The organism is Caulobacter sp. SRI_014 (assembly GCF_057586315.1).
The window spans coordinates 326706-346814 of the sequence record NZ_JBYCZQ010000003.1 but is presented as its reverse complement, the minus strand read 5'-3'; the positions used below and the strand labels follow the sequence as shown (position 1 = coordinate 346814).

Here is a 20109-nt window from a genome sequence, read left to right as displayed (position 1 = left end):
CTGAACGGCGTTCTTAGGGAGTTACACCATGGCTGACATCACGGGCACGAACGGCGACGACACCCTGGTCGGCACCGCCGATAGCGACGTCATCACCGGCGGCGACGGACAGGACACCGTCGATGCGGGCGGCGGCGCCGATACGGTCAGCGGCGGTCTGGCGCGAGATGGACTCTATGGCGGCGATGGCGATGACACCCTGAACGGCGACGAAGACAATGACGTCCTGGCCGGCGGGGCCGGCGCCGATACGCTCAACGGCGGCGCCGGCAACGATACGCTCAACGGGGGCGGCACGGGGCTGACCGTCGGCACGGCCTTCATCGCCAATCCCAATCCGCCTGGTCCCTCGGTGCAGATCACCACCTATTTCGTGACCAACGGCTCGATCGATGACGGCGTCGTCGATACCCTGAACGGCGGAGACGGCGACGACTTCGTCACCATGGGCGCGGGCGATATCGCCGATGGCGGGGCCGGGACCGACTCCATCACCCTGCTGCTGCGCACCAGCGCGAACGCCCTGAACATCGACTTCTCGGTCGATGCCCAGGCCAGCCTGTCCGCCGCTTCGGGCGGCAGCGTGAGCAATTTCGAATCCTACTCCATCTATGCCTCGGACTTCGACGACAGCTTCGTCGGCGGCGCCGCCAATGACGGGTTCTTCGCCTTCAGCGGCAACGACAACCTTTCCGGCGGCGACGGGAATGACCAGCTCGTCGGCGGCCTGGGCTCGGACGTCCTGAACGGCGGAATCGGCAACGACAGCCTCTATGCCGGCGACAACCTCTCGACCAACAACCTGCTGTCCCAGCACGGCGCCGACTTCGCGGCCGACACCCTCAACGGCGGCGACGGCAACGACACCCTTTACATCGGCATGGGCGACACCGCCGACGGCGGCGACGGCACGTCCGATACGGTCTACGTGGCATTCACGGAAGCCACCAGCGGGGTGAACGTCGATTTCAGCACCGACTCGGAAGCCCGCCTGGAAGCCGCCTCAGGCTCCAGCCTCGCCAACTTCGAGCGCTACAGCGTCTGGGGCAGCGCCTTCGGCGATACCTTCATCGGCGATGCCGGGGTCAATAACATTTCCGGCGACGCGGGTGACGACACGCTCAGCGGCGGCCTCAGCGGTGACCTGCTCCGCGGCGACCTGGGACGAGACGTTCTCGACGGCGGCGATGGCAATGACCTGCTGTTCGGCGGCGAAGGCTCAGACCGGCTCACCGGGGGTCTGGGCAACGACCAGATCCAGGGCGACAGCAACGGCGCGTCCGGGATCATCACGGGACGGGGACCGGATACCGCTGTCTACAGCGGCCTGCGCGCAGACTACACCATCACCACCAATGGCAACGTCACCACGATCAGCGGCCCCGAGGGCACTGACACCCTGACGGATATCGAGTTCGTCGAATTCTCCGACCAGACGGTGACGCTGTCGGCTTCGGCGGGTGTGCGTTTGACCAGCGTCACCGGCGGCGGCGACATCAACGGCAGCGCCTTCCAGGACGACCTGCGCAACAATGGCGCGGCGGCCAACCTGAACGGCGGCGACGGCGACGACACCCTGACCGGCGGTCCGGAGGGCGACTACCTGAACGGCGGCGCGGGCAGCGACCGGCTGGAGGGCAATGGCGGCGACGACCGGCTGGAAGGCGGCGAGGGCGACGACATCCTCAACGGCGGCGCCCAGACCCAGTTCGGCAGCGACCAGGCCGTCTACTACGGCGCCACGTCGGGCGTGACCGTCGACCTGAACATCCAGGGCGTGGCGCAGAACACTGTCGGCGCCGGCATGGACACCCTGATCGGCATCGAGGCGGCTCACGGCAGCGCCCACAACGACACGCTTATCGGCGACGCCCAGGGCAACTACCTCGGCGGCGGCGGCGGCAATGACAGCCTGACCGGCAACGACGGGAATGACTTCCTCGAAGGCGGCGACGGTGATGACACCATGGACGGCGGCGCCGGAACCGGCGACGGCGTCGGCTTCTACAACGCCTCGAACGGCGTGACGGTGAACCTCAACCTGCAGGGCAGCGCCCAGAATACCGGGCAGGGCAGCGACACCTTCACCAATGTCGAGAACATCTCCGGCTCTCACAACTTCGGCGACAGCCTGACCGGCGACGGCCAGAACAACTACATCGACGGCGATGGCGGCGATGACACGATCAGCGGCGGCGCCGGCTTCGACAACCTGCGCGGCGGGACGGGCAATGACGGCCTCTACGGCGGTGCGGACAATGACACCCTCAGCGGCGGCCTCGGCGATGACGCTCTGGACGGTGGCGACGGAACCGACGACAGCGTCGACTTCTGGGACGCTGCGAATGCGGTGACGGTCAACCTCGGCCTCGCCGGCCAGAACACCGGCCAGGGCTTCGACACCATCACCGGGGTGGAGAACATCACCGGCTCGAACAATTTCGGCGACACCCTCACCGGCAACGGCGGCGACAACGACATCTTCGGCAATGGCGGCGATGACACCATCGCCGGCGGCGCCGGCATCGACTACCTGGGCGGCGGCGCCGGCGCCGACACCATCAATGGCGACGACGGCAACGACACCGTGCGCGGCGACCTCGGCGACGATGTCATGAACGGCGGCGCCGGGACTGACCGGGTCGATTACTTCAGCGCGGCGAACGCCGTCACGGTGAATCTCGGCATCACCACCGCCCAGAACACCGGCGAAGGGATGGATACCATCACCGGCGTCGAGCAGATCACCGGCTCGCAGTTCGGCGACACCCTGACCGGCGACAACAGCGCCAACTTCATCGACGGCCAGGACGGCGCCGACACCATCTCGATGCTGGCAGGCAGCGACAACGTCAACGCCGGCGCCGGCAACGACACCGTCTTCGGTGGGGACGACAATGATTTCCTGCATGGCGGCCTCGGCGACGATTCGCTCGACGGTGGCGCGGGCACGGACATGGCCCAGTACTACGGCGCCACGGCCGGTGTGACCGTCAGCCTGGCGCTGCAGGGCCAGGCCCAGAACACCGGCGCGGCCGGCCTCGACACCCTGACCGGCTTCGAGCAACTGGGCGGGTCGGATCATGGCGACACGCTGACGGGCGATGCGGGCAACAACTACATCGATGGCCAGCTCGGCGATGACATCCTGAACGGGGGCGACGGCGCCGATACCCTGGTCGGCAACCTCGGCAACGATGTGATCAGCGGCGGCGCCGGGCTCGACAACGCCAGCTACAACAACGCCACCAGTGGCGTGACCGTCAGCCTGATGCTGCAGAACGCCGCCCAGAACACTGGTTCGGCCGGCATGGACACCCTGAGCGGTATCGAGAACCTGACCGGCTCGGCCCACGCCGATACCCTGACGGGCGACAATTCCGGCAACAACATCAACGGCGGCAACAGCGATGACACCCTGTTCGGGCTGGGCGCCAACGACACCCTGCTCGGCGGCAGCGGCAATGACACGCTGAACGGCGGCGACGCCAACGACAACCTGCAGGGCAGCGTCGGCAACGACACCCTGAACGGCGACGCCGGGTTCGACACCGCCGGCTATGGCGAGTTCAGCGCCAGCGTCACGGTCGACCTGCGCATCCAGGGTACGAGCCAGAACACCGGCGCCGGCGGCGTCGACACCCTCAACAGCATCGAGAATGTCAACGGCGGTTCGGGCAATGACACCCTGATCGGCGACGAGATCGGCAACTTCAACTTCGGCGGCGCCGGCAACGACACCATGCTCGGCAACGGCGGCGACGACCAGCTGACCGGCGGTCTCGGCGACGACACGATCGACGGCGGGGCCGGGGGCGACGTCGCCACCTGGGGCGATGCGACCAACGCGGTGACGGTCAGTCTGCTGCTGCAGGGTCAGGCCCAGAACACCGGCTGGGGCAATGATACGCTGACCAACATCGAGTACCTGTCGGGCTCGGGCTTCAACGACACCCTGACCGGCGACCAGTTCAACAACAGCCTGAACGGCCAGAACGGCAACGATACGCTGAGCGGCGGCGACGGGGATGACGCCGTGCGCGGCCAGAACGGCGACGACATCATGTCGGGCGGACTGGGCAATGACTTCCTGACCGGCGGCGAAGGCAGCGATGTCATCGACGGCGGCGACGGCATCGACCGGCTGGGCGTTTCCCTGGTGGCGACCGACCCGCAGACCGGCGCGACCATCGACCTGAGCATCACGACCGCCCAGGACACCGGTCATGGCATCGACACCATCACCGGCATCGAGCATGTCAACGGCACGATCTACAATGACACCCTGAGCGGCAACGCCGCCGACAACTGGGTGGCCAACGGCATCGGCGGCAATGACACGCTGAGCGGCGCGGCCGGCAATGACCTTCTGGACATCACCGGCGGCGACCATGTGGTCGACGGCGGGGCGGACAACGATACGCTCGGCTTCAACGCCGCGGCCGCCGCGGTCAACGTCTCCCTGGCCCTCCAGGGCGCCGCCCAGACGACCGGCATCGGGAACGTCACGATGTCCAATGTCGAAAACCTCTCGGGGTCCGACTTCGATGACACCCTGACAGGGGACGGCAACGCCAACACCCTCAGCGGCAGCGCCGGCGACGATACCCTGAGCGGCGGCGGCGGGGCCGACGTGCTGCTGGGCGACGGCCTGCGCTATGTCGATTTCGGAACCTTCGGGGCCTCCGGCGCCATCACCCAGTACGAGGACGTCGGGGTCGATTTCGGCGACCCGGCCTACAACGGCGCCGACAGCCTGGACGGCGGCGAGGGCGATGACCGCCTGGTCGGCGCCGGTGGTGACGACGAGCTGACCGGCGGGGCGGGCAACGACACCCTCGAAGGCGGCATCGACGAGGATACGGCGGTCTACGCCGGCCTGCGCTCGGCCTACACCCTGACCCGGGTCAACGAGACCACCTGGACCATCAGCGGCCCGGACGGGACCGACACCCTGACCAACATGGAGTTCGCCCGCTTCTCCGACCAGACGGTCAGCCTGGTCGGCCCGCCGCCCATCGTCGGCACCGAGAACGGCGAGTACATTCCCGGCACGGCCGATGACGATGTCATCCAGGGCCTTGGCGGCGATGATGTGATCGAAGGCTTCGCCGGCAACGACGAGATCGATGGCGGCGACGGCAACGACGAGCTCTACGGCTACGACGGCGATGACCACATCATCGGCGGCGCCGGCGCCGACTTCACGGGCGGCAACGCCGGCAACGACCACATCGAGACCGGTGCGGGCGACGATTATCTCCGTGGCAATGAGGGCGACGATATCCTCGATGGCGGCGACGGCATCGACCGGGCGGCCTTCGCGCCGCTCTCCTTCGATGTCCAGGCTGGCGCCACGGTCGACCTGCGCCTGCAAGGCGTGGCCCAGGATACCGGCCATGGCATGGATACCCTGATCGGCATCGAGAACGTCTCGGGCACCTACCTCGACGACGTGATCACCGGCGACGACAACAGCAACTGGCTGTGGGGCGGCTCGAACGGCAGCGGCGCGACCGGCAACGACGTCATCGACGGCCAGGGCGGCAACGACCTGATCCAGATCGGGACCGGCAACCATGACCTGCAGGGCGGCTCGGGCATCGACACCGTCAGCTTCGACGGCAACGGCACCGACATCACCAGCGCCGGTGTCACCATCGATCTGACCCTGCAGGGCGGCTCGCAGGACACCGAGCAGGGCCTCACCGTCCTGGCCGGCTTCGAGAACGTCAGCGGCTCGGCGTTCGATGACAACATCACCGGCGACGGCGCGGCCAACACCCTTGGCGGCGCGGCCGGCGACGACAACCTCAACGGCGGCGCCGGGGCGGACATCCTGCTCGGCGACGGCGAGGTGGCTCTGGACAGTCCGTTCGGCTTCTCGGGTCCCATCGTCACGGTCAATGACATCGCCGAGGCCTACGCCAACCCTGCGCTCAGCGGCGCCGACACCCTGGACGGGGGCGAGGGCGCCGATACCCTGATCGGCGGCGGCGGCGATGACATCCTCATCGGCGGCGTCGGGTCCGACAACCTGCAGGGCGGCGCCGGCTTCGACGTCATCAGCTATGCCGGCAACGCCACCGGCGTCACGGTCAACCTCAACTTCGGCTCGGTCAACGACGGCACGGGAACCGACACCCACTCCGGCATCGAAGGGGTTATCGGCACCGCCTTCCTCGACAACCTGCTGGGCAACGCCGGCGACAACAGCCTCGACGGCGGCGATGGCCATGACTTCATCGCTGGCGGCCTGGGCAACGACATCGTCCGTGGCGGCGCCGGCGACGACTTCGTGCGCGGCAACGACGGCGACGACACCATCGATGGCGGCGACGGCAACGATCGGGCGGCCTTCTCGCTGAGCGCCGGCGATGTGCAGGCGGGCGTCACGGTCGACCTGCGGCTGCAGGGCACGGCCCAGGACACCGGCCATGGCATGGACACCCTGACCGGCATCGAGAACGTGTCCGGTAACCAGTTCGATGACATCATCACCGGCGACGACAACAACAACTGGCTCTGGGGCGGGTCCAACGGCTCCGGCGCCACCGGCAACGACACCCTCGACGGCCAGGGCGGCGACGACCTGATCCAGGCCGGCAACGGCAACCACGACCTGCGCGGCGGCGACGGCATCGACACCGTCAGCTTCAACGGCAACACCTCCGACGTCACCTCGGCCGGGGTCACCATTGACCTGACCCTGCAGGGCGGCTCGCAGGACACCGAACAGGGCATCACGGTGCTCGAGGGCTTCGAGAACGTGTCCGGCTCGACCTTCGCGGACAGCCTCACCGGCGACGGCGGGGCCAACACCCTCGCCGGTTTCGGCGGGGACGATTCCCTGTCCGGCGGCGACGGCGCTGACCTCCTGCTCGGCGACGGCGTCGTCGCCAGCTCCAGCACCACGGGCTTCTCCGGTCCCAGCATGGTCCACGAGGACGCGGCCGTAACCTACAACAACCCGGCCCTCAGCGGGGCGGACACCCTGGACGGCGGCTCGGGCAACGACACCCTGATCGGCGCCGGCGGCGATGACATCCTCATCGGCGGCATCGGCGCGGACAATCTGCAAGGCGGCGACGGCTTCGACGTCATCAGCTATGCCGGCAACGCGACAGCCGTGAACGCCAACCTGGCCCTGACCACCGTCAACGACGGCACGGGGACCGATACCCACTCGGGCATCGAAGGGGTCATCGGCACGGACCACAACGACAACCTGCAGGGCAACGGCTCCGCCAACAGCCTCACCGGCGGCGACGGCGATGACGTCCTGCGCGGCCAAGGCGGCGATGACCTGGTTCAGGGCGGCGCGGGCCTCGACAACGTTCGCGGCAACGCCGGCAACGACACGGTCCGCGGCGGCGACGACAGTGACTACGTCCAGGGCGGCGACGGCGATGACACCATCGACGGTGGCGCCGGTCTCGACCGGGCGGCCTTCTTCGACGCTACCGTCGGGGTGACGGTCGACCTGTCGGTCCAGGGCGTGGCCCAGAACACCGGCCAGGGCATGGACACCCTGATCGGTGTCGAACACGTGTCGGGCACGGCCTTCGACGACGTCCTTACCGGAAATGGCGACGCCAACTGGATCTGGGGCAACCTGGGCGCCGACGTCATGAACGGCGCGGGCGGGGATGACCTGCTGCAAGTCTCCGAAGGCGCCCAGACCGCCAACGGCGGCGACGGCGTCGACACCGTCCTGCTCGGCCTGCAGTCCGGCGCGACCGTCTCCCTGGCGGTCGGTGGGGCCCAGGCCTTCACTGGCGGCAGCATCACCCTCACCGGTGTCGAAAACCTGTCGGGCAGCGGCTTCGCGGACACCCTGTCCGGCGATGGCGGCGCCAACGTCCTGGCCGGCGGCGGCGACGCCGACGTCCTCTCGGGCGGCGACGGCGCCGATGAACTGCTTGGCGACGGCGAGATCGGCCTGGAGACCAACCAGGGCGGCGGCGGGGCCATTACCCGCCGCGACGACGCCGGCTATGCCGGCGCCGACACCCTGAACGGCGGGGCCGGTGACGACATCGTCCGCGGCGGTGGCGGCAACGACACCATCGACGGCGGTGACGACACCGACACCGCGGTCTTCGCCGGCAACCGCGCCGACTACACCATCGCCTTCGGCGGTGGCGGCGTGGTCACCGTGACCGGGGCAGACGGGGCCGACAGCATCACCAACGTCGAGTTCTTCCAGTTCGATGACGAGACGGTCAGCCTGGCTGACCTGGTGCCCGTCACCCTGGCGGCCGACGCCCTGACCATCACCCGCACCCTGGCGTCGGACCTCAAGTCCGAAGTCCTGCTGGCCAATGACGGCCTGGCGGGCGGCTACACGGTGGTCGGCATCCGAAATGTGGTGAACGCCACTGTCGACCTGGTCGGCGGCCGGCTGCACATCGTCGCTACCGGGCCGAACGCCAGCTTCGAGTACATCGCCGATGGTCCGGATGGTCCCAAGGCCGGGGCGGTCAACGTCACGACCCTGGTCACCACCAACGTCGTCGATACGGTCAGCGGCGGAGCGGCCAATGCGGCCGACCTGCAGGGCCAGAACGGTAACGACACCCTGACCGGCACGGCGGGCGAAGACCGCCTGGTCGGCGGCCTCGGCAATGACATCCTGGATGGCGGCGCCGGCGTCGACGAACTGATCGGCGGCGGCGGCAACGATACCTTCCGCGTCACGGCCGGCGACCTGATCACCGAACTGACGGGCGAGGGGACCGATACCGTCGAGGTGGCCAACGGCAGCTACACCCTGGGCGACAACCTCGAGAGACTGGTCCTGCTGGCCGGCGCCGGGGCGGTCAACGCGACCGGCAACGGGCTGGACAACACCCTGGTCGGCAACGCCTCCAGCAACGTCCTGGACGGCGGCCTCGGCGCCGACATCCTGCAGGGCGGAGCCGGCGATGACACCTATGTCGTCGACAACGTCGGAGACACCATCTCCGACGTCGGCGGCGGCGTCGATACGGTGCAGACCACGCTCAACACCTACACGCTTGGCTCGACGACCCTGGAGAACCTGACCTTCACCGGGACGGGGAATTTCACCGGCACGGGCACCACCCTGGTCAACACCATCATTGGCGGCGCGGGCAATGACCGCCTCGACGGCCTGGGCGGCAGCGACACCACCATCGGCGGGCTTGGCGACGACACCCACGTGGTCGGCTCGGCCGGCGACATCATCGTCGAGCTGGCCGGCCAGGGGACCGACACCCTGGAGGCCAGCGCCTCCTATGTGCTGGCGGCCGGGGTCTCGATCGAGAACCTCGTCGCCACCGGCGCGGCGGCGGTCAGCCTGACCGGCAACGAGCTGAACAACAGCCTGACCGGCAACGGCGCGGCCAACGTTCTCAACGGCGGCGCCGGCGCTGACGCCATGGCCGGCGGCCTGGGCGCGGACACCTACATCGTCGACAACGCCGGCGACACGGTGACCGAACTGGCCGGCGGCGGCATCGACACCGTCCAGTCCAGCGTCGACTACACGCTGGGCGCCGAAGTCGAACGCCTGACCCTCATCGGGGTGGCCGGCTCGGCCACCGGCAACAGCCTGGACAACGTCCTGATCGGCAACGCGCAGGACAACATCCTGAACGGCGGCCTCGGCGCGGACATCATGCAGGGCGGGACCGGCAACGACATCTACCATGTCGACAACGCCGGGGACGTGATCACCGAGAGCGGGGCGGGCCTCGACACCGTCTTTGCCACCCTGTCCAGCTACACCCTGGGCGCGGCGCTGGAGAACCTGACCTATACCGGGTCGGGAACCTTCACCGGCACGGGCAACGCGGCGGCGAACTTCATCAACGGCGGGGCGCTCAATGACAGCCTCAGCGGCCTGGCCGGCGATGACGTCCTGAACGGCGGCCTCGGGGCCGACGCGATGAACGGCGGCGACGGCAATGACACCTACTATGTCGACAACGCCGGCGACACGATCACCGACAGCACCGGCATCGACACGGTGTTGACGACCCGCAGCTTCACCCTGGCGGCCAATCTGGAGAACCTCTTCTACAACGGCGCCGGCGCGGCTTCCCTGACCGGCAACAGCCTGGCCAACATGATCGCCGGCGGAGCCGGCGACGACTTCCTCAAGGGCCTGGCCGGGAACGACACCCTGTCCGGGTCCGGCGGGTCTGACGACCTGCAGGGCGGCGACGGGGATGACATCCTCGATGGCGGCGCGGGCGCGGACACCCTGCTGGGCGGGCTTGGCAACGACACCTTTGTCATCGATGACGCGGGCGACGTGGTCACCGAGAACGCCGGCCAGGGCACGGACAAGGTGCGCACGGCCCTGGCCAGCTACACCCTGACCGCCAACGTCGAGAACCTGGACTACATCGGATCCGACGCCTTCACGGGCGTGGGCAACGGCCTGGCCAACGTCATTACCGGCGGCGCCCTCGGCGACAGCCTGTCGGGCGGCATCGGCAACGATACGCTGAACGGCGGCGGCGGCGTCGACACCCTCGACGGCGGCGACGGCACGGACATCCTCGACGGCGGCGCCGGCGCGGACAGCATGACCGGCGGCATCGGCAACGATACCTACCTGGTAGACGACGCCGGCGACCTGGCCATCGAACTGGCGGCGGGCGGCACGGACACCATCCGCGTCACCGCCTCCAGCTACGTCATGGGGGCCGAGATCGAGATCATGCAGTTTGTCGGGACCGGGTCGTTCACCGGGACCGGCAACGCCTCGATCAACACCATCATCGGCGGAACCAGCGCCGACACCATCGACGGCGCGGCCGGGGCCGACACCCTGCGCGGCGGCTTCGGTGGCGACACCCTTAACGGCGGGCTCGACAACGACAAGCTCTACGGCGAGGACGGCAATGACGTCCTCAATGGCGGTGACGGCAACGACACCCTCTACGGCGGCGCGGGCATCGACACCCTGTCCGGCGGGGCGGGCCGCGATGTCTTCGTCATGCAGGTGGCGGCCGACAGCGGCGTGGGTGTGGGCAACCGCGACCTGATCACCGACTGGGACGCCGCCGACGTCATCGACCTGCGGGCGCTCGATGCGATCGCCGGCGGGGCCGACGACGCCTTCCTCTACATCGCCAGCGGCGCCTTCAGCGCCGGGGGCGTCGGTGAGGTGCGTTGGGAAGTCTCGGGCGGCAACACCCTCGTCCAGGGCGACCTGAACGGTGATGGGATTGTCGACTTCGAGCTGCAGATCGCCGGGGTCCAGACGCTGAACAACCTCGACTTCCTGCTCTGATCCAGCGGGTCGCTCTCCGATCCCCGAGCGGAGAGCGAAACCCTGCGGGTTGCATGAAGCCGGCAGGGGGATGGGCGGGTCCTAGATGGGCTCGCCCGTCCACTCCCAGTGCCAGGGCTCGTAGGCGTAGTTGACGAAGCCGAAGCGGCCGGCGTTGCGCACCATCCAGCGATAGGCCGGGGTGCGCGACTGGGTCAGGCGGTTGAATTGCGCCGTCGAGGCCGGATCGCCGCCCGGCGCAAGGCCGACATGGATATCCAGCGCCAGCCCGGTCCGATGGGCCGAGCAAAGGGTGCGGCGCACGCCGTCGCAGTTCAGGTCGATCAGGCAACGGGCGGCATCAGCCTCCGGATCGCGATAGGCGGAGAAGATCTTCAAGGCGTTCGGCTGGCTGAACACCGACGGCGCCTCGGCGCGGGCGGCGGCGACCATCCGGCGATAGGCGGCCAGGGCGCCGGGGCGCAGCTGCATGGGCCGTCCATAGACCTCGCCGGCCGCCGCATAGGTCAGGTTGCTGGTCGGCGGCGGGCAGTCTTCCGGATTGATCTTCGCGAACGGCCGGGCCCGGTGCCAGCGCAGGCGCATGGCCTCGAACACCGCGGGCGTCATCACCCCGTCGGCGACCGGCCCGTTGCGCCGCTGCCAGGCGGCCAGGGCGGCCGCGAAGCCCGGCTGGTCCCAGGCGCAGGCCGTGGCGATCTCGTTGGCGATCAGCGGCGCATAGAGCTCCCAGCCGATTTCCTCGGACCCGAACGGCGACCAGATCAGGCTGCGGGCCGTTTCCGCGTTCGTACGGGCGGCGGCGGCATAGCGGCTGTTGTCGCAGTCCCGGGTCAGCACGGGCGGCGGCGAGGGCGGCCGGCCGACGTAGGTCTCGCCCGTGTACGGCTCCTTGAGGCTCGGGGTCTGCGCGTCCGGCGCGGCCAGGAACCAGACCCCGACCGCGACGATGATCGCCAGCAGGGCCAGGGCCGCGGCCCAGCCCAAGGCCCGCAGCAACCCTTGGATCAGCCGGTCGAGAAATCGCAGGATGGCCTGCATGCCGCCTCCAGACCGATCATCCGGTCACGGCTGGCCTAGCGCGTCAATCGCCGGAAGGTTCAGGCGGCTCGCAACCCCCCGCGCCGCCGCGAGCCCGGAGGCCAGGGTGGCCTGCAGCAGATAGCCGCCGGTCGGGGCCTCCCAGTCGAGCATCTCGCCGGCCGCGAACACGCCCGGCAGCCGGCGCAGCATCAGGTTCTCGTCCAACTCACCGAGCCGAATGCCGCCGGCGCTGGAGATGGCCCGGTCCAGGCCCTGCATTCCGGTCAGGGTAATCCTCGCGCCCTTGATCAGGGCCGCCTGGCTGCGCGGCGAGATGGGGATCGGACCGCCGGTCGCCTCGCGCATCAGGCCGATGGCGGCCGGCGACAGGTGGGCCGCCTTGCGCAGGTGATTGGACTGGCTCTGGCGCCCCTGCGGCGTGACCAGCCGGGCGGTCAGCTGCCCGAGCGTCTGGTCCGGATGCAGGTCGATGGACAGCTCCGCCTTGCCGTCCCGGGCGATGGCCTCGCGCAGGCCCGCCGACAGGGCGTAGATGGCCCCGCCCTCCAGGCCATAGCCGGCGATCATCGCCTCGCCGCGCACGGTCTGGTCGCCATGGGTCAGGGCGATGGCCTTCAAGGGCTGGCCGGCGAAGCGGTCCCTGAAGATGTCGCTCCAGGCGACGTTGAAGCCGACGTTGGCCGGCTGAAACGGCGCGATCTCGACGCCGCGTTCCGCCAGCAGGCCGGCCCAGACCCCGTCGGACCCCAGCCGGGGCCAGCTGGCCCCGCCCAGCGCCAGGAGGGTGGCGTCGGCGGTCTCTGTGACCGGCCCGTCCGGTGTGTCGAAGCAGAGCGCGCCGTCGGCGGTCCAGCCGGTCCACCGGCTGCGCAGCGTCAGCGTGACGCCAAGCTCGCCCAGACGGCCCAGCCAGGCGCGCAGCAGCGGCGAGGCCTTCATGGCCTTGGGAAACACCCGGCCGCTGGAACCGACGAAGGTCGGCTGGCCCAGGCCCTCGGCCCAGGCGATCAGGGCCGCCGGGGTGAAACCCTCGAGCAGGGGACCGGCCCAGTCGGCCGCCTCGCCATAGCGGCCAAGAAAGGCGTCCAGCGGTTCGGAGTGGGTCAGGTTCAACCCGCCGCGGCCGGCCATCAGCAGCTTGCGGCCGGCCGACGGCATGGCGTCATGCAGCCGCACCCTGGCCCCGGCCCGCGCCAGGGCCTCGGCGGCGATCAGGCCGGCGGGACCGGCGCCGATAATGGTCACTGTCGGGATCATGGGGGCTTGTAGCAGGTTCGCGGCTCCGTGAACGGTCGTGATGGACCAGTGGGCGGCGCGGCGCGTTTCAGGTTTCGGGAAAATATAGGCGCCGGGCTGAAACCAACCGGAGTCTTGTGCGCTTCCCTTCCGTGCATCAGACACGGAGGGAACATCCAATGCGTATTGTCATCACCGCCGTCGCCGCTCTCGGCGCCCTGTCCCTGGCCGCTTGCGGCAGCCCCGCCGAGAAGGCCGCTGAAAAGCAGGCCGATCAGGTCGAGGCCACGGGCGAAGCCAAGGCCGACGCGCTCGAAAACGCGGCCGACGCGGCCCCGACCGAAGCCAAGGAAGACGCGCTGGACGCCAAGGCGGACGCCACCGAGAAGGCTGCCGACGCCAAGGCCGACGAAATCGAAAAGAAGGCCGAGCAGTAGGCTCTTCCTTCCAGGATCAGGCGAACGCCCTCCGACCCAGGTCGGGGGGCGTTTTGCTTTGGGCCGTGGTACAGCAGACGCCATGAGCACACCCCCCAACACCGCCCAGATCGACTACTGGAACGACCGGCCCGGCGAGACCTGGGCCGCGCTGCAGACCCTGCTCGACCGCCAGATCGCCCCGCTCGGCGCAGCGGCGATGGCGGCCCTGGACCCGCGGGCCGGCGAGCGCATCCTCGATATCGGCTGCGGTTGTGGCGACACCACCCTGGCGCTGGCCCTGGCCGTCGGGCCGGAAGGGCGGGTGCTCGGGGCGGACATCTCCCGGCCGATGCTGGAGGTGGCGAACAAGCGGATCGCCACGGCGGAACTGGCCCAGGCCATGGTCATCGACGCCGACGCCCAGGCCGAGGATTTTGGAGAGGGCCAGTGGGACGCCCTCTACTCGCGCTTCGGGGTGATGTTCTTCGTCGATCCCTTGGCCGCCTTCGCCAACCTGGCGGCGGCGCTGAAGCCCGACGGCCGGCTGGCCTTCGTCTGCTGGCGGCCGCTGAAGGAAAACCCCTGGATGACCGCGCCGCTCGGGGCGGTGCTCAAGCACGTGCCGCCGCCCGAGCCGACCGACCCGCTGGCGCCAGGTCCCTTCGCCTTCTCGGACCCCGAGCGGGTGCGGGGCATCCTGGCCGGGGCGGGATTTGTCGACATCACCCTCACGCCCCATGACGAGGCCATCGGTGGCAACCCCCTGGAGGACGCCCTGGTCGTGGCCCGCAAGGTCGGGCCGGCCGCCCGGCTGATCGCCGAAAACCCGGACCAGCGCGACGCCATCCTCGCCTCCCTGCGCGAAACCCTGGCGGCCAAGGACGGACCGGACGGCGTCTGGTTCGACTCGGCGACCTGGATCGTCACCGCCAGGCGGGGCTGAAACATAAAAGAATTCAAAGGCTTGATGAATATGTCTAGACATATTCATGGCCCTGGAACGCCCTTGCCGGCAACCGGACCCGGCGCGTAGGCCCCGAGGCGTCACAACCCACCTACAATCCCCGCGCCCCTGCCAACGCGGCGCCTACGCTCCCGCCTACCTTCCCGGCCTCCCGAGCCACGCCAAAGCCAACGGGCCTTGAGGTTTTCGGGACATCCCGCCGACGCCGGCCTTTTTCGTAGGCCGACGTCCGGCGGTATAATGGGCTCGCCGCTTCGATAGCGGCCCTAGCGCCCGCCCTGGCCGTCATCCACCCGCAGGCAGGTCCCGGTCACCGCGTCCGAGGCCGGGCTGCACAGGTAGAGCAGGGTGGAATCCAGCTGGGCCGGGTTGCCGATGCGCTTGCGGGGGAAGTGCTGGCTGATGTCGCCCATGCGCGACAGCATGCCGTCCATCATCTCGCTCTCGAAGGCGCCCGGGGCGATGGCGTTGACGTTGATGTGGAACTTCGACCACTCGACCGCGAGGGTCTCGGTGATCCTCACCATGGCCGCCTTGCTGACCGAATAGAGGGCCGCGCCGCCGCCGGTGTAGCTGTAGGCGGCCGAGGAGGCGATGTTGATGATCCGTCCCGGCGAGTTGGCCGCCATCCGCCGGCGGGCGAACTCGCAGGCCAGGATCCAGGGGCCGCGGACGTTGGTGTCGAGCACCGCGTCGATCAGCTCGACGCTCATCTTGTGGGCCCGCTGGGCGTCGGGGATGCCGGCGTTGTTGATCAGGATGTCGACGGGGCCGAGCGCCTCCTCGGCCTGGCCGATCACCGCCAGCAACTGGTCGGTGTCGGTGACGTCGAGCGCCAGGGCCACGGCCCGTCCACCGGCGTCGTTGATCTCCTTCGCCAGGGCTTCAAGCCGGTCGGTGCGCCGGGCGGTCAGGGCGACGGCGCAGCCCTGGGCGGCCAGCACCTGGGCGAACCTTTTGCCAAGGCCGGAGCTGGCCCCGGTGACCAGGGCGACATGGCCGGAAAGGTCGATCGAAGCGTTGGGCAGGGGATAGGTCATGGGGTGTTTCCTCTCGTTGCCGCCACTATCGAACGATGACCGAGGGGCAGGAAAGGGCGCCGCGAGGTCAACCTTGTCGGAACGAGACGCCCGGCGGATAGTCCGTCCAGCGATCACGGGACAGAGGGCGGTTCAAACGGCCCCGACCGCATCGTCGGGAGGAAGACCATGAGCGAGACGTCCGCGCGGGGCTCGGCCCCCAATACCGTCTCGGCCGGCGACTACGGCCTGCTGGTCATGCTGATGCTCATGAACGTCCTCAACTTCGTGGACCGCCAGCTGCTGTCCAGCTTCGCCAACTTCATCGTCCCGGACCTGGGCCTCACCAACACCGAGTTCGGCCTGCTGACCGGCCTGGTGTTCATCGTCTTCTACGCCGTGGCCGGGTTGTTCATGGGGGCGCTGGCCGACCTCATCCACCGGCCCCGGCTGATCGCCGCCGCCATGTTCGGCTGGAGCGTCCTGACCGCCGCCTCGGGTCTGGCCAAGGGCTTTGTCAGCCTCGCCATTCCCCGGATGTTCATCGGCGTCGGCGAGTCGGCCCTGACCCCGACCGCCATGTCGCTGCTGGCCGATCGCTTCCCGCCCGAAAAGCGCGGCTTCGCCTCGGGCTTCTACTACATGGGCGTGCCGATCGGGGTCGGGGTCAGCCTGCTGGTCGCTGGCTACCTGGGGCCGGCCATCGGCTGGCGGAACTGCTTCTACCTGCTGGGGGGCATCGGGGTGGCCTTCTCCCTGGTCATCCTGCTGGTCCGCGAGACACGGCCGTCGCGCAAGGCCGCCGCCGCCCTGCCGGACGCCGTCGCGGCCCCGTCCGTGGGCGAGCTGGTGCGCATCTTCTGGGGGGCGGTAAAGGCCTCCCGCGCCCTGCAGTTGGTCATTCTCGGCGGGGTCTGCGTGCATTTCGTGCTCGGCGCGGCCGGCTTCGACCAGCTGTGGCTGGTCCAGGAACGCGGCTTCGACCGGGCCTGGATCGCCCAGGTTTTCGGCCTGATCGCCGTGGTCGCCGGCGTGGCGGGCAATCTGTTCGGCGGCGTGATCAGCGACCTCTTTGCCCGCAAGACCGGCCAGAGTCCGGCCATGTTCATGGTCATCGTCTTGAGCGTGCTGCTGCCGGTGAACCTGACCTACCGGCTGCTGCCCCCTGAGAATCCGCTGTTCTGGGTCTGCGTGGCGATCGCCTTCTTCCAGCTGGGCGTCTTCTACGGCCCGACCTTCTCGGCGGTGCAGGGCCTCTGCCCGCCGCAGGTGCGCGGGGCGGTGGTGGCCTTCTACCTGCTCAGCCTCAATGTCGTCGGCCTCGGCATCGGCATCACCGGGGCCGGGATCATGGTCGATGCGCTGATCAAGGCCGGCGTCGCCCAGCCCCTCAGCTGGACCCTGTTCGCCTTCACCGCCCTCTCGGGCCTGGCCATCCCCTGCTACTTCTTCGCGGCGCGGGCGACGAAGCGGCTCGGCCTTTCCGGGACCGCCGCCAACCCCTAGAGAGGGGCCATGAGCTGGAGCCGGACCTACGAGGGCGAAGAGCCTGTGCGCGTCAACAAATGGCTGGCGCAGTCAGGCGTCTGCTCGCGCCGCGAGGCCGAGGGCCTGATCGCCGAGGGCCGGGTGACCATCGACGGCGCCCCGGTCGAGGACGTCGGCCGCAAGATCCTGCCCGGCCAGACCCTGACCCTCGACGAGGCCGGTCAGGAGGCGCTGGAGACCAAGCTGACCGTGCTGATCCACAAGCCGGTCGGCATCGTCTCGGCCCAGCCCGAGGGCGACCAGGTTCCGGCCGTGCGGCTGCTGCGCCGCGCCAACCTGTTCGTGGAAGCCGAGGTCTACCCCAACAGCGACCACAGGCTGGCCCCGCTCGGCCGCCTCGACATGGACAGCCGGGGGCTGCTGATCCTGTCGGAGGATGGGGTGCTGGCCAAGGCGGTGATCGGGCCCGACAGCGAGCTCGACAAGGAATACTTCGTCCAGGTCGAGGGCGACATCACCGTCGAGAAGATCGACCTCCTGCGCCACGGCCTTGAGCTCGACGGCCGCACCCTTCGCCCGGCCATCGTCGAGGAGGTGATGCCTGGCCGTCTTCGCTTCGTGCTGGTCGAAGGCCGCAACCGCCAGATCCGGCGGATGTGCGAACTGGTCGAGCTGGAGGTGGTGGACCTGATCCGGACCCGGGTGGGCCCGATCGAACTCGCCGACCTGCCCGAGGGCATGTGGCGGCCGATGACGGCGGCGGAACGGGCGGCGCTGCTGGAAGCGTCAAAGCCTCGAGGCTAACCCACCTTCCGACCCTCCCGCCTACCGCTCATCCCGGCGAATTCCGGGATCCAGCCGCGTGATCTCGATGCCAAGGGTGCGTGCGCTTGGGCACGGCTGTGATTGCCCGACCCAAGTCCTCGCCGTGCCTGCAGGCACGAGTCCTGACCAGCGGCGCCCTACGAACTGGATCCCGGCATTCGCCGGGATGAGCGGGAGTTTGGGGGAGGAGAAGGGCAATCTGCCGCAACGTCACGTCCCGCTGTTCAAACGGCCGTTTCAAGTGCATTATCGGCGATAACATAAGAACAGGGAGAGACGGTTTTGGCGCAGGCTTCGGAAACCGAGCACTTCGACGTGGTCATCGTGGGGGCCGGCCTGTCGGGCGTCGGGGCCGCCAAACACCTGCAGGACCGCTCGCCGGACCGCACCTACGTCGTGCTCGAGGGCCGCGCGGCCAAGGGCGGCACCTGGGACCTGTTCCGCTATCCCGGCATCCGGTCGGACAGCGACATGTACACCCTCGGCTACGTCTTCAAGCCGTGGAAGGCCGCCAAGGCCATCGCTGACGGTCCCTCCATCCTGGCCTATGTCAACGAGACCGCCGCCGAGAACGGCATCGATGCGCACATCCGCTATGGCCACATGGTCAAGCGCGCCGACTGGGACACCGCCACGGCCGCCTGGACGGTGACCGCCGAGGTCGCCGGCAAGACGCTTCAGTTCACCTGCAACTTCCTTTTCATGTGCTCGGGCTACTACTCCTACAAGTCGGGCTACAAGCCGGAGTTCGCCGGATCGGCAGACTTCAAGGGACGGATCGTCCACCCGCAGGAATGGCCCGCCGACCTCGACCATTCGGGCAAGAAGGTCGTGGTCATCGGCAGCGGCGCCACCGCCGTCACCCTGGTGCCGGAAATGGCCAGGACCGCCGCCCACGTCACCATGCTGCAGCGCTCGCCGACCTATGTGGTCAGCCGTCCGGCCGAGGACCCGGCCGCCGAGTGGCTGAAGAAGAAGTTCAGCCCCATGACCGCCTACCGCATCACGCGGTGGAAGAATGTGCTGCTGGGCATGCTGTTCTTCCGCATCGCCCGCAACAGGCCGGAAAAGGTCAAGGAACAGATCCTCGGCATGGTCCGCGAGAAGCTGGGCCCCGACTACGACGTCGCCACCCACTTCACGCCCAAGTACAATCCCTGGGACCAGCGGCTCTGCCTGGTGCCGGACAATGACCTGTTCGACGCCATCAACAATGGCGCGGCCAGCGTCGTCACCGACCACATCGAGCGCTTCACCGAGACCGGCATCCTGCTGAAGTCCGGCCAGACGCTGGAGGCGGACATCATCGTCACCGCCACCGGCCTGAACCTGGAGGTGCTGGGCGGGGCGCAGTTCGCCGTCGACGGCGAGCCGGTCAAGTTCAGCGAGACCCTGAGCTACAAGGGCATGATGTACAGCGGCGTGCCGAACCTGGCCTCGTCGTTCGGCTACACCAACGCCAGCTGGACCCTGAAGGCCGACCTGACCTGCGCCTATGTCTGCCGGCTCCTGAACCACATGACCCGCACCGGCCTGGCGCAATGCACGCCGGTGCGCAAACCCGGCGACGAGGGCGACCAGGACTGGCTCGACTTCTCCTCGGGCTATGTCCAGCGCTCCGTGCACCTGTTCCCCAAGCAGGGAGCCAAGGCGCCGTGGAAGCAGCACCAGAACTACGCCCTGGACCTTATGACCCTGAAGTTCGGCAAGGTCGACGACGGCGCGATGGTGTTCTCCAACCCGGTGTCGAAGATCGGCAAGGCGGCCGTCGAGAAGAAGCTGGCGGCCTAGAGCATGTCAGGGCGAAGTGTATGCGGTTCGCCCGCCCGGACATGCTCTAAATGT

Annotated in this window: 9 protein-coding genes; 6 read left to right on the top strand and 3 right to left on the bottom strand. The window is 68.8% G+C overall.

Translation table 11 applies throughout. The annotated features are described in order from the left end of the window. The first annotated feature begins 28 nt into the window (after nt 1-28). Complete coding sequence (locus AC2YG9_RS10220; protein ID WP_487297859.1) at nt 29-11269, top strand: hypothetical protein; 11241 nt, start codon at nt 29-31, stop codon at nt 11267-11269. A gap of 81 nt (nt 11270-11350) precedes the next feature. On the opposite strand, the gene AC2YG9_RS10215 is transcribed toward AC2YG9_RS10220, so the two are convergent. Together AC2YG9_RS10215 and AC2YG9_RS10210 are read right to left on the bottom strand one after the other, a co-directional pair. Then, a complete protein-coding gene (locus AC2YG9_RS10215; protein WP_487297858.1) occupies nt 11351-12310 on the bottom strand; it encodes a D-alanyl-D-alanine carboxypeptidase family protein in 960 nt (319 codons plus the stop codon). 24 nt (nt 12311-12334) lie between these two features. Next, complete coding sequence (locus AC2YG9_RS10210; protein ID WP_487297857.1) at nt 12335-13570, bottom strand: TIGR03862 family flavoprotein; 1236 nt, start codon at nt 13568-13570, stop codon at nt 12335-12337. A gap of 158 nt (nt 13571-13728) precedes the next feature. On the opposite strand from AC2YG9_RS10210, the gene AC2YG9_RS10205 reads away from it, so the two are divergent. After that, nucleotides 13729-13986, top strand: coding sequence for a hypothetical protein (locus AC2YG9_RS10205; protein WP_487297856.1), 258 nt, complete (start codon nt 13729-13731; stop codon nt 13984-13986). 82 nt (nt 13987-14068) lie between these two features. Beyond that, nucleotides 14069-14911: a class I SAM-dependent methyltransferase gene (locus tag AC2YG9_RS10200; RefSeq protein ID WP_487297855.1), complete on the top strand. Its 843-nt coding sequence runs from the start codon at nt 14069-14071 to the stop codon at nt 14909-14911. Between the two features lie 287 nt (nt 14912-15198). Here the strand turns inward: AC2YG9_RS10200 and AC2YG9_RS10195 are convergent, their stop codons facing one another. Beyond that, nucleotides 15199-15972 (bottom strand): SDR family NAD(P)-dependent oxidoreductase, encoded by a 774-nt coding sequence (locus AC2YG9_RS10195; protein WP_487297854.1) that lies wholly within the window; start codon nt 15970-15972, stop codon nt 15199-15201. 168 nt (nt 15973-16140) lie between these two features. Between AC2YG9_RS10195 and AC2YG9_RS10190 the strand changes: the two genes are divergently transcribed. The 3 genes from AC2YG9_RS10190 (at nt 16141) to AC2YG9_RS10180 (ending at nt 20055) form a co-directional block, all read left to right on the top strand. Further along, nucleotides 16141-17457, top strand: a complete 1317-nt coding sequence (locus AC2YG9_RS10190; protein ID WP_487297853.1) for an MFS transporter — start codon at nt 16141-16143, stop codon at nt 17455-17457. A 9-nt stretch (nt 17458-17466) separates the two neighbouring features. Then, nucleotides 17467-18243: a pseudouridine synthase gene (locus AC2YG9_RS10185; RefSeq protein WP_487297852.1), complete on the top strand. Its 777-nt coding sequence runs from the start codon at nt 17467-17469 to the stop codon at nt 18241-18243. Nucleotides 18244-18546: 303 nt separating this feature from the next. Next, complete coding sequence (locus AC2YG9_RS10180; protein WP_487297851.1) at nt 18547-20055, top strand: flavin-containing monooxygenase; 1509 nt, start codon at nt 18547-18549, stop codon at nt 20053-20055. Nucleotides 20056-20109: the final 54 nt, after the last annotated feature.

Bases quoted from the DNA above. Each gene is read 5' to 3' on its own strand.
- AC2YG9_RS10220 (WP_487297859.1), top strand. From the start codon at position 29: ATGGCTGACATCACGGGCACGAACGGCGACGACACCCTGGTCGGCACC.
- AC2YG9_RS10215 (WP_487297858.1), bottom strand. From the start codon at position 12,310: ATGCAGGCCATCCTGCGATTTCTCGACCGGCTGATCCAAGGGTTGCTG.
- AC2YG9_RS10210 (WP_487297857.1), bottom strand. From the start codon at position 13,570: ATGATCCCGACAGTGACCATTATCGGCGCCGGTCCCGCCGGCCTGATC.
- AC2YG9_RS10205 (WP_487297856.1), top strand. From the start codon at position 13,729: ATGCGTATTGTCATCACCGCCGTCGCCGCTCTCGGCGCCCTGTCCCTG.
- AC2YG9_RS10200 (WP_487297855.1), top strand. From the start codon at position 14,069: ATGAGCACACCCCCCAACACCGCCCAGATCGACTACTGGAACGACCGG.
- AC2YG9_RS10195 (WP_487297854.1), bottom strand. From the start codon at position 15,972: ATGACCTATCCCCTGCCCAACGCTTCGATCGACCTTTCCGGCCATGTC.
- AC2YG9_RS10190 (WP_487297853.1), top strand. From the start codon at position 16,141: ATGAGCGAGACGTCCGCGCGGGGCTCGGCCCCCAATACCGTCTCGGCC.
- AC2YG9_RS10185 (WP_487297852.1), top strand. From the start codon at position 17,467: ATGAGCTGGAGCCGGACCTACGAGGGCGAAGAGCCTGTGCGCGTCAAC.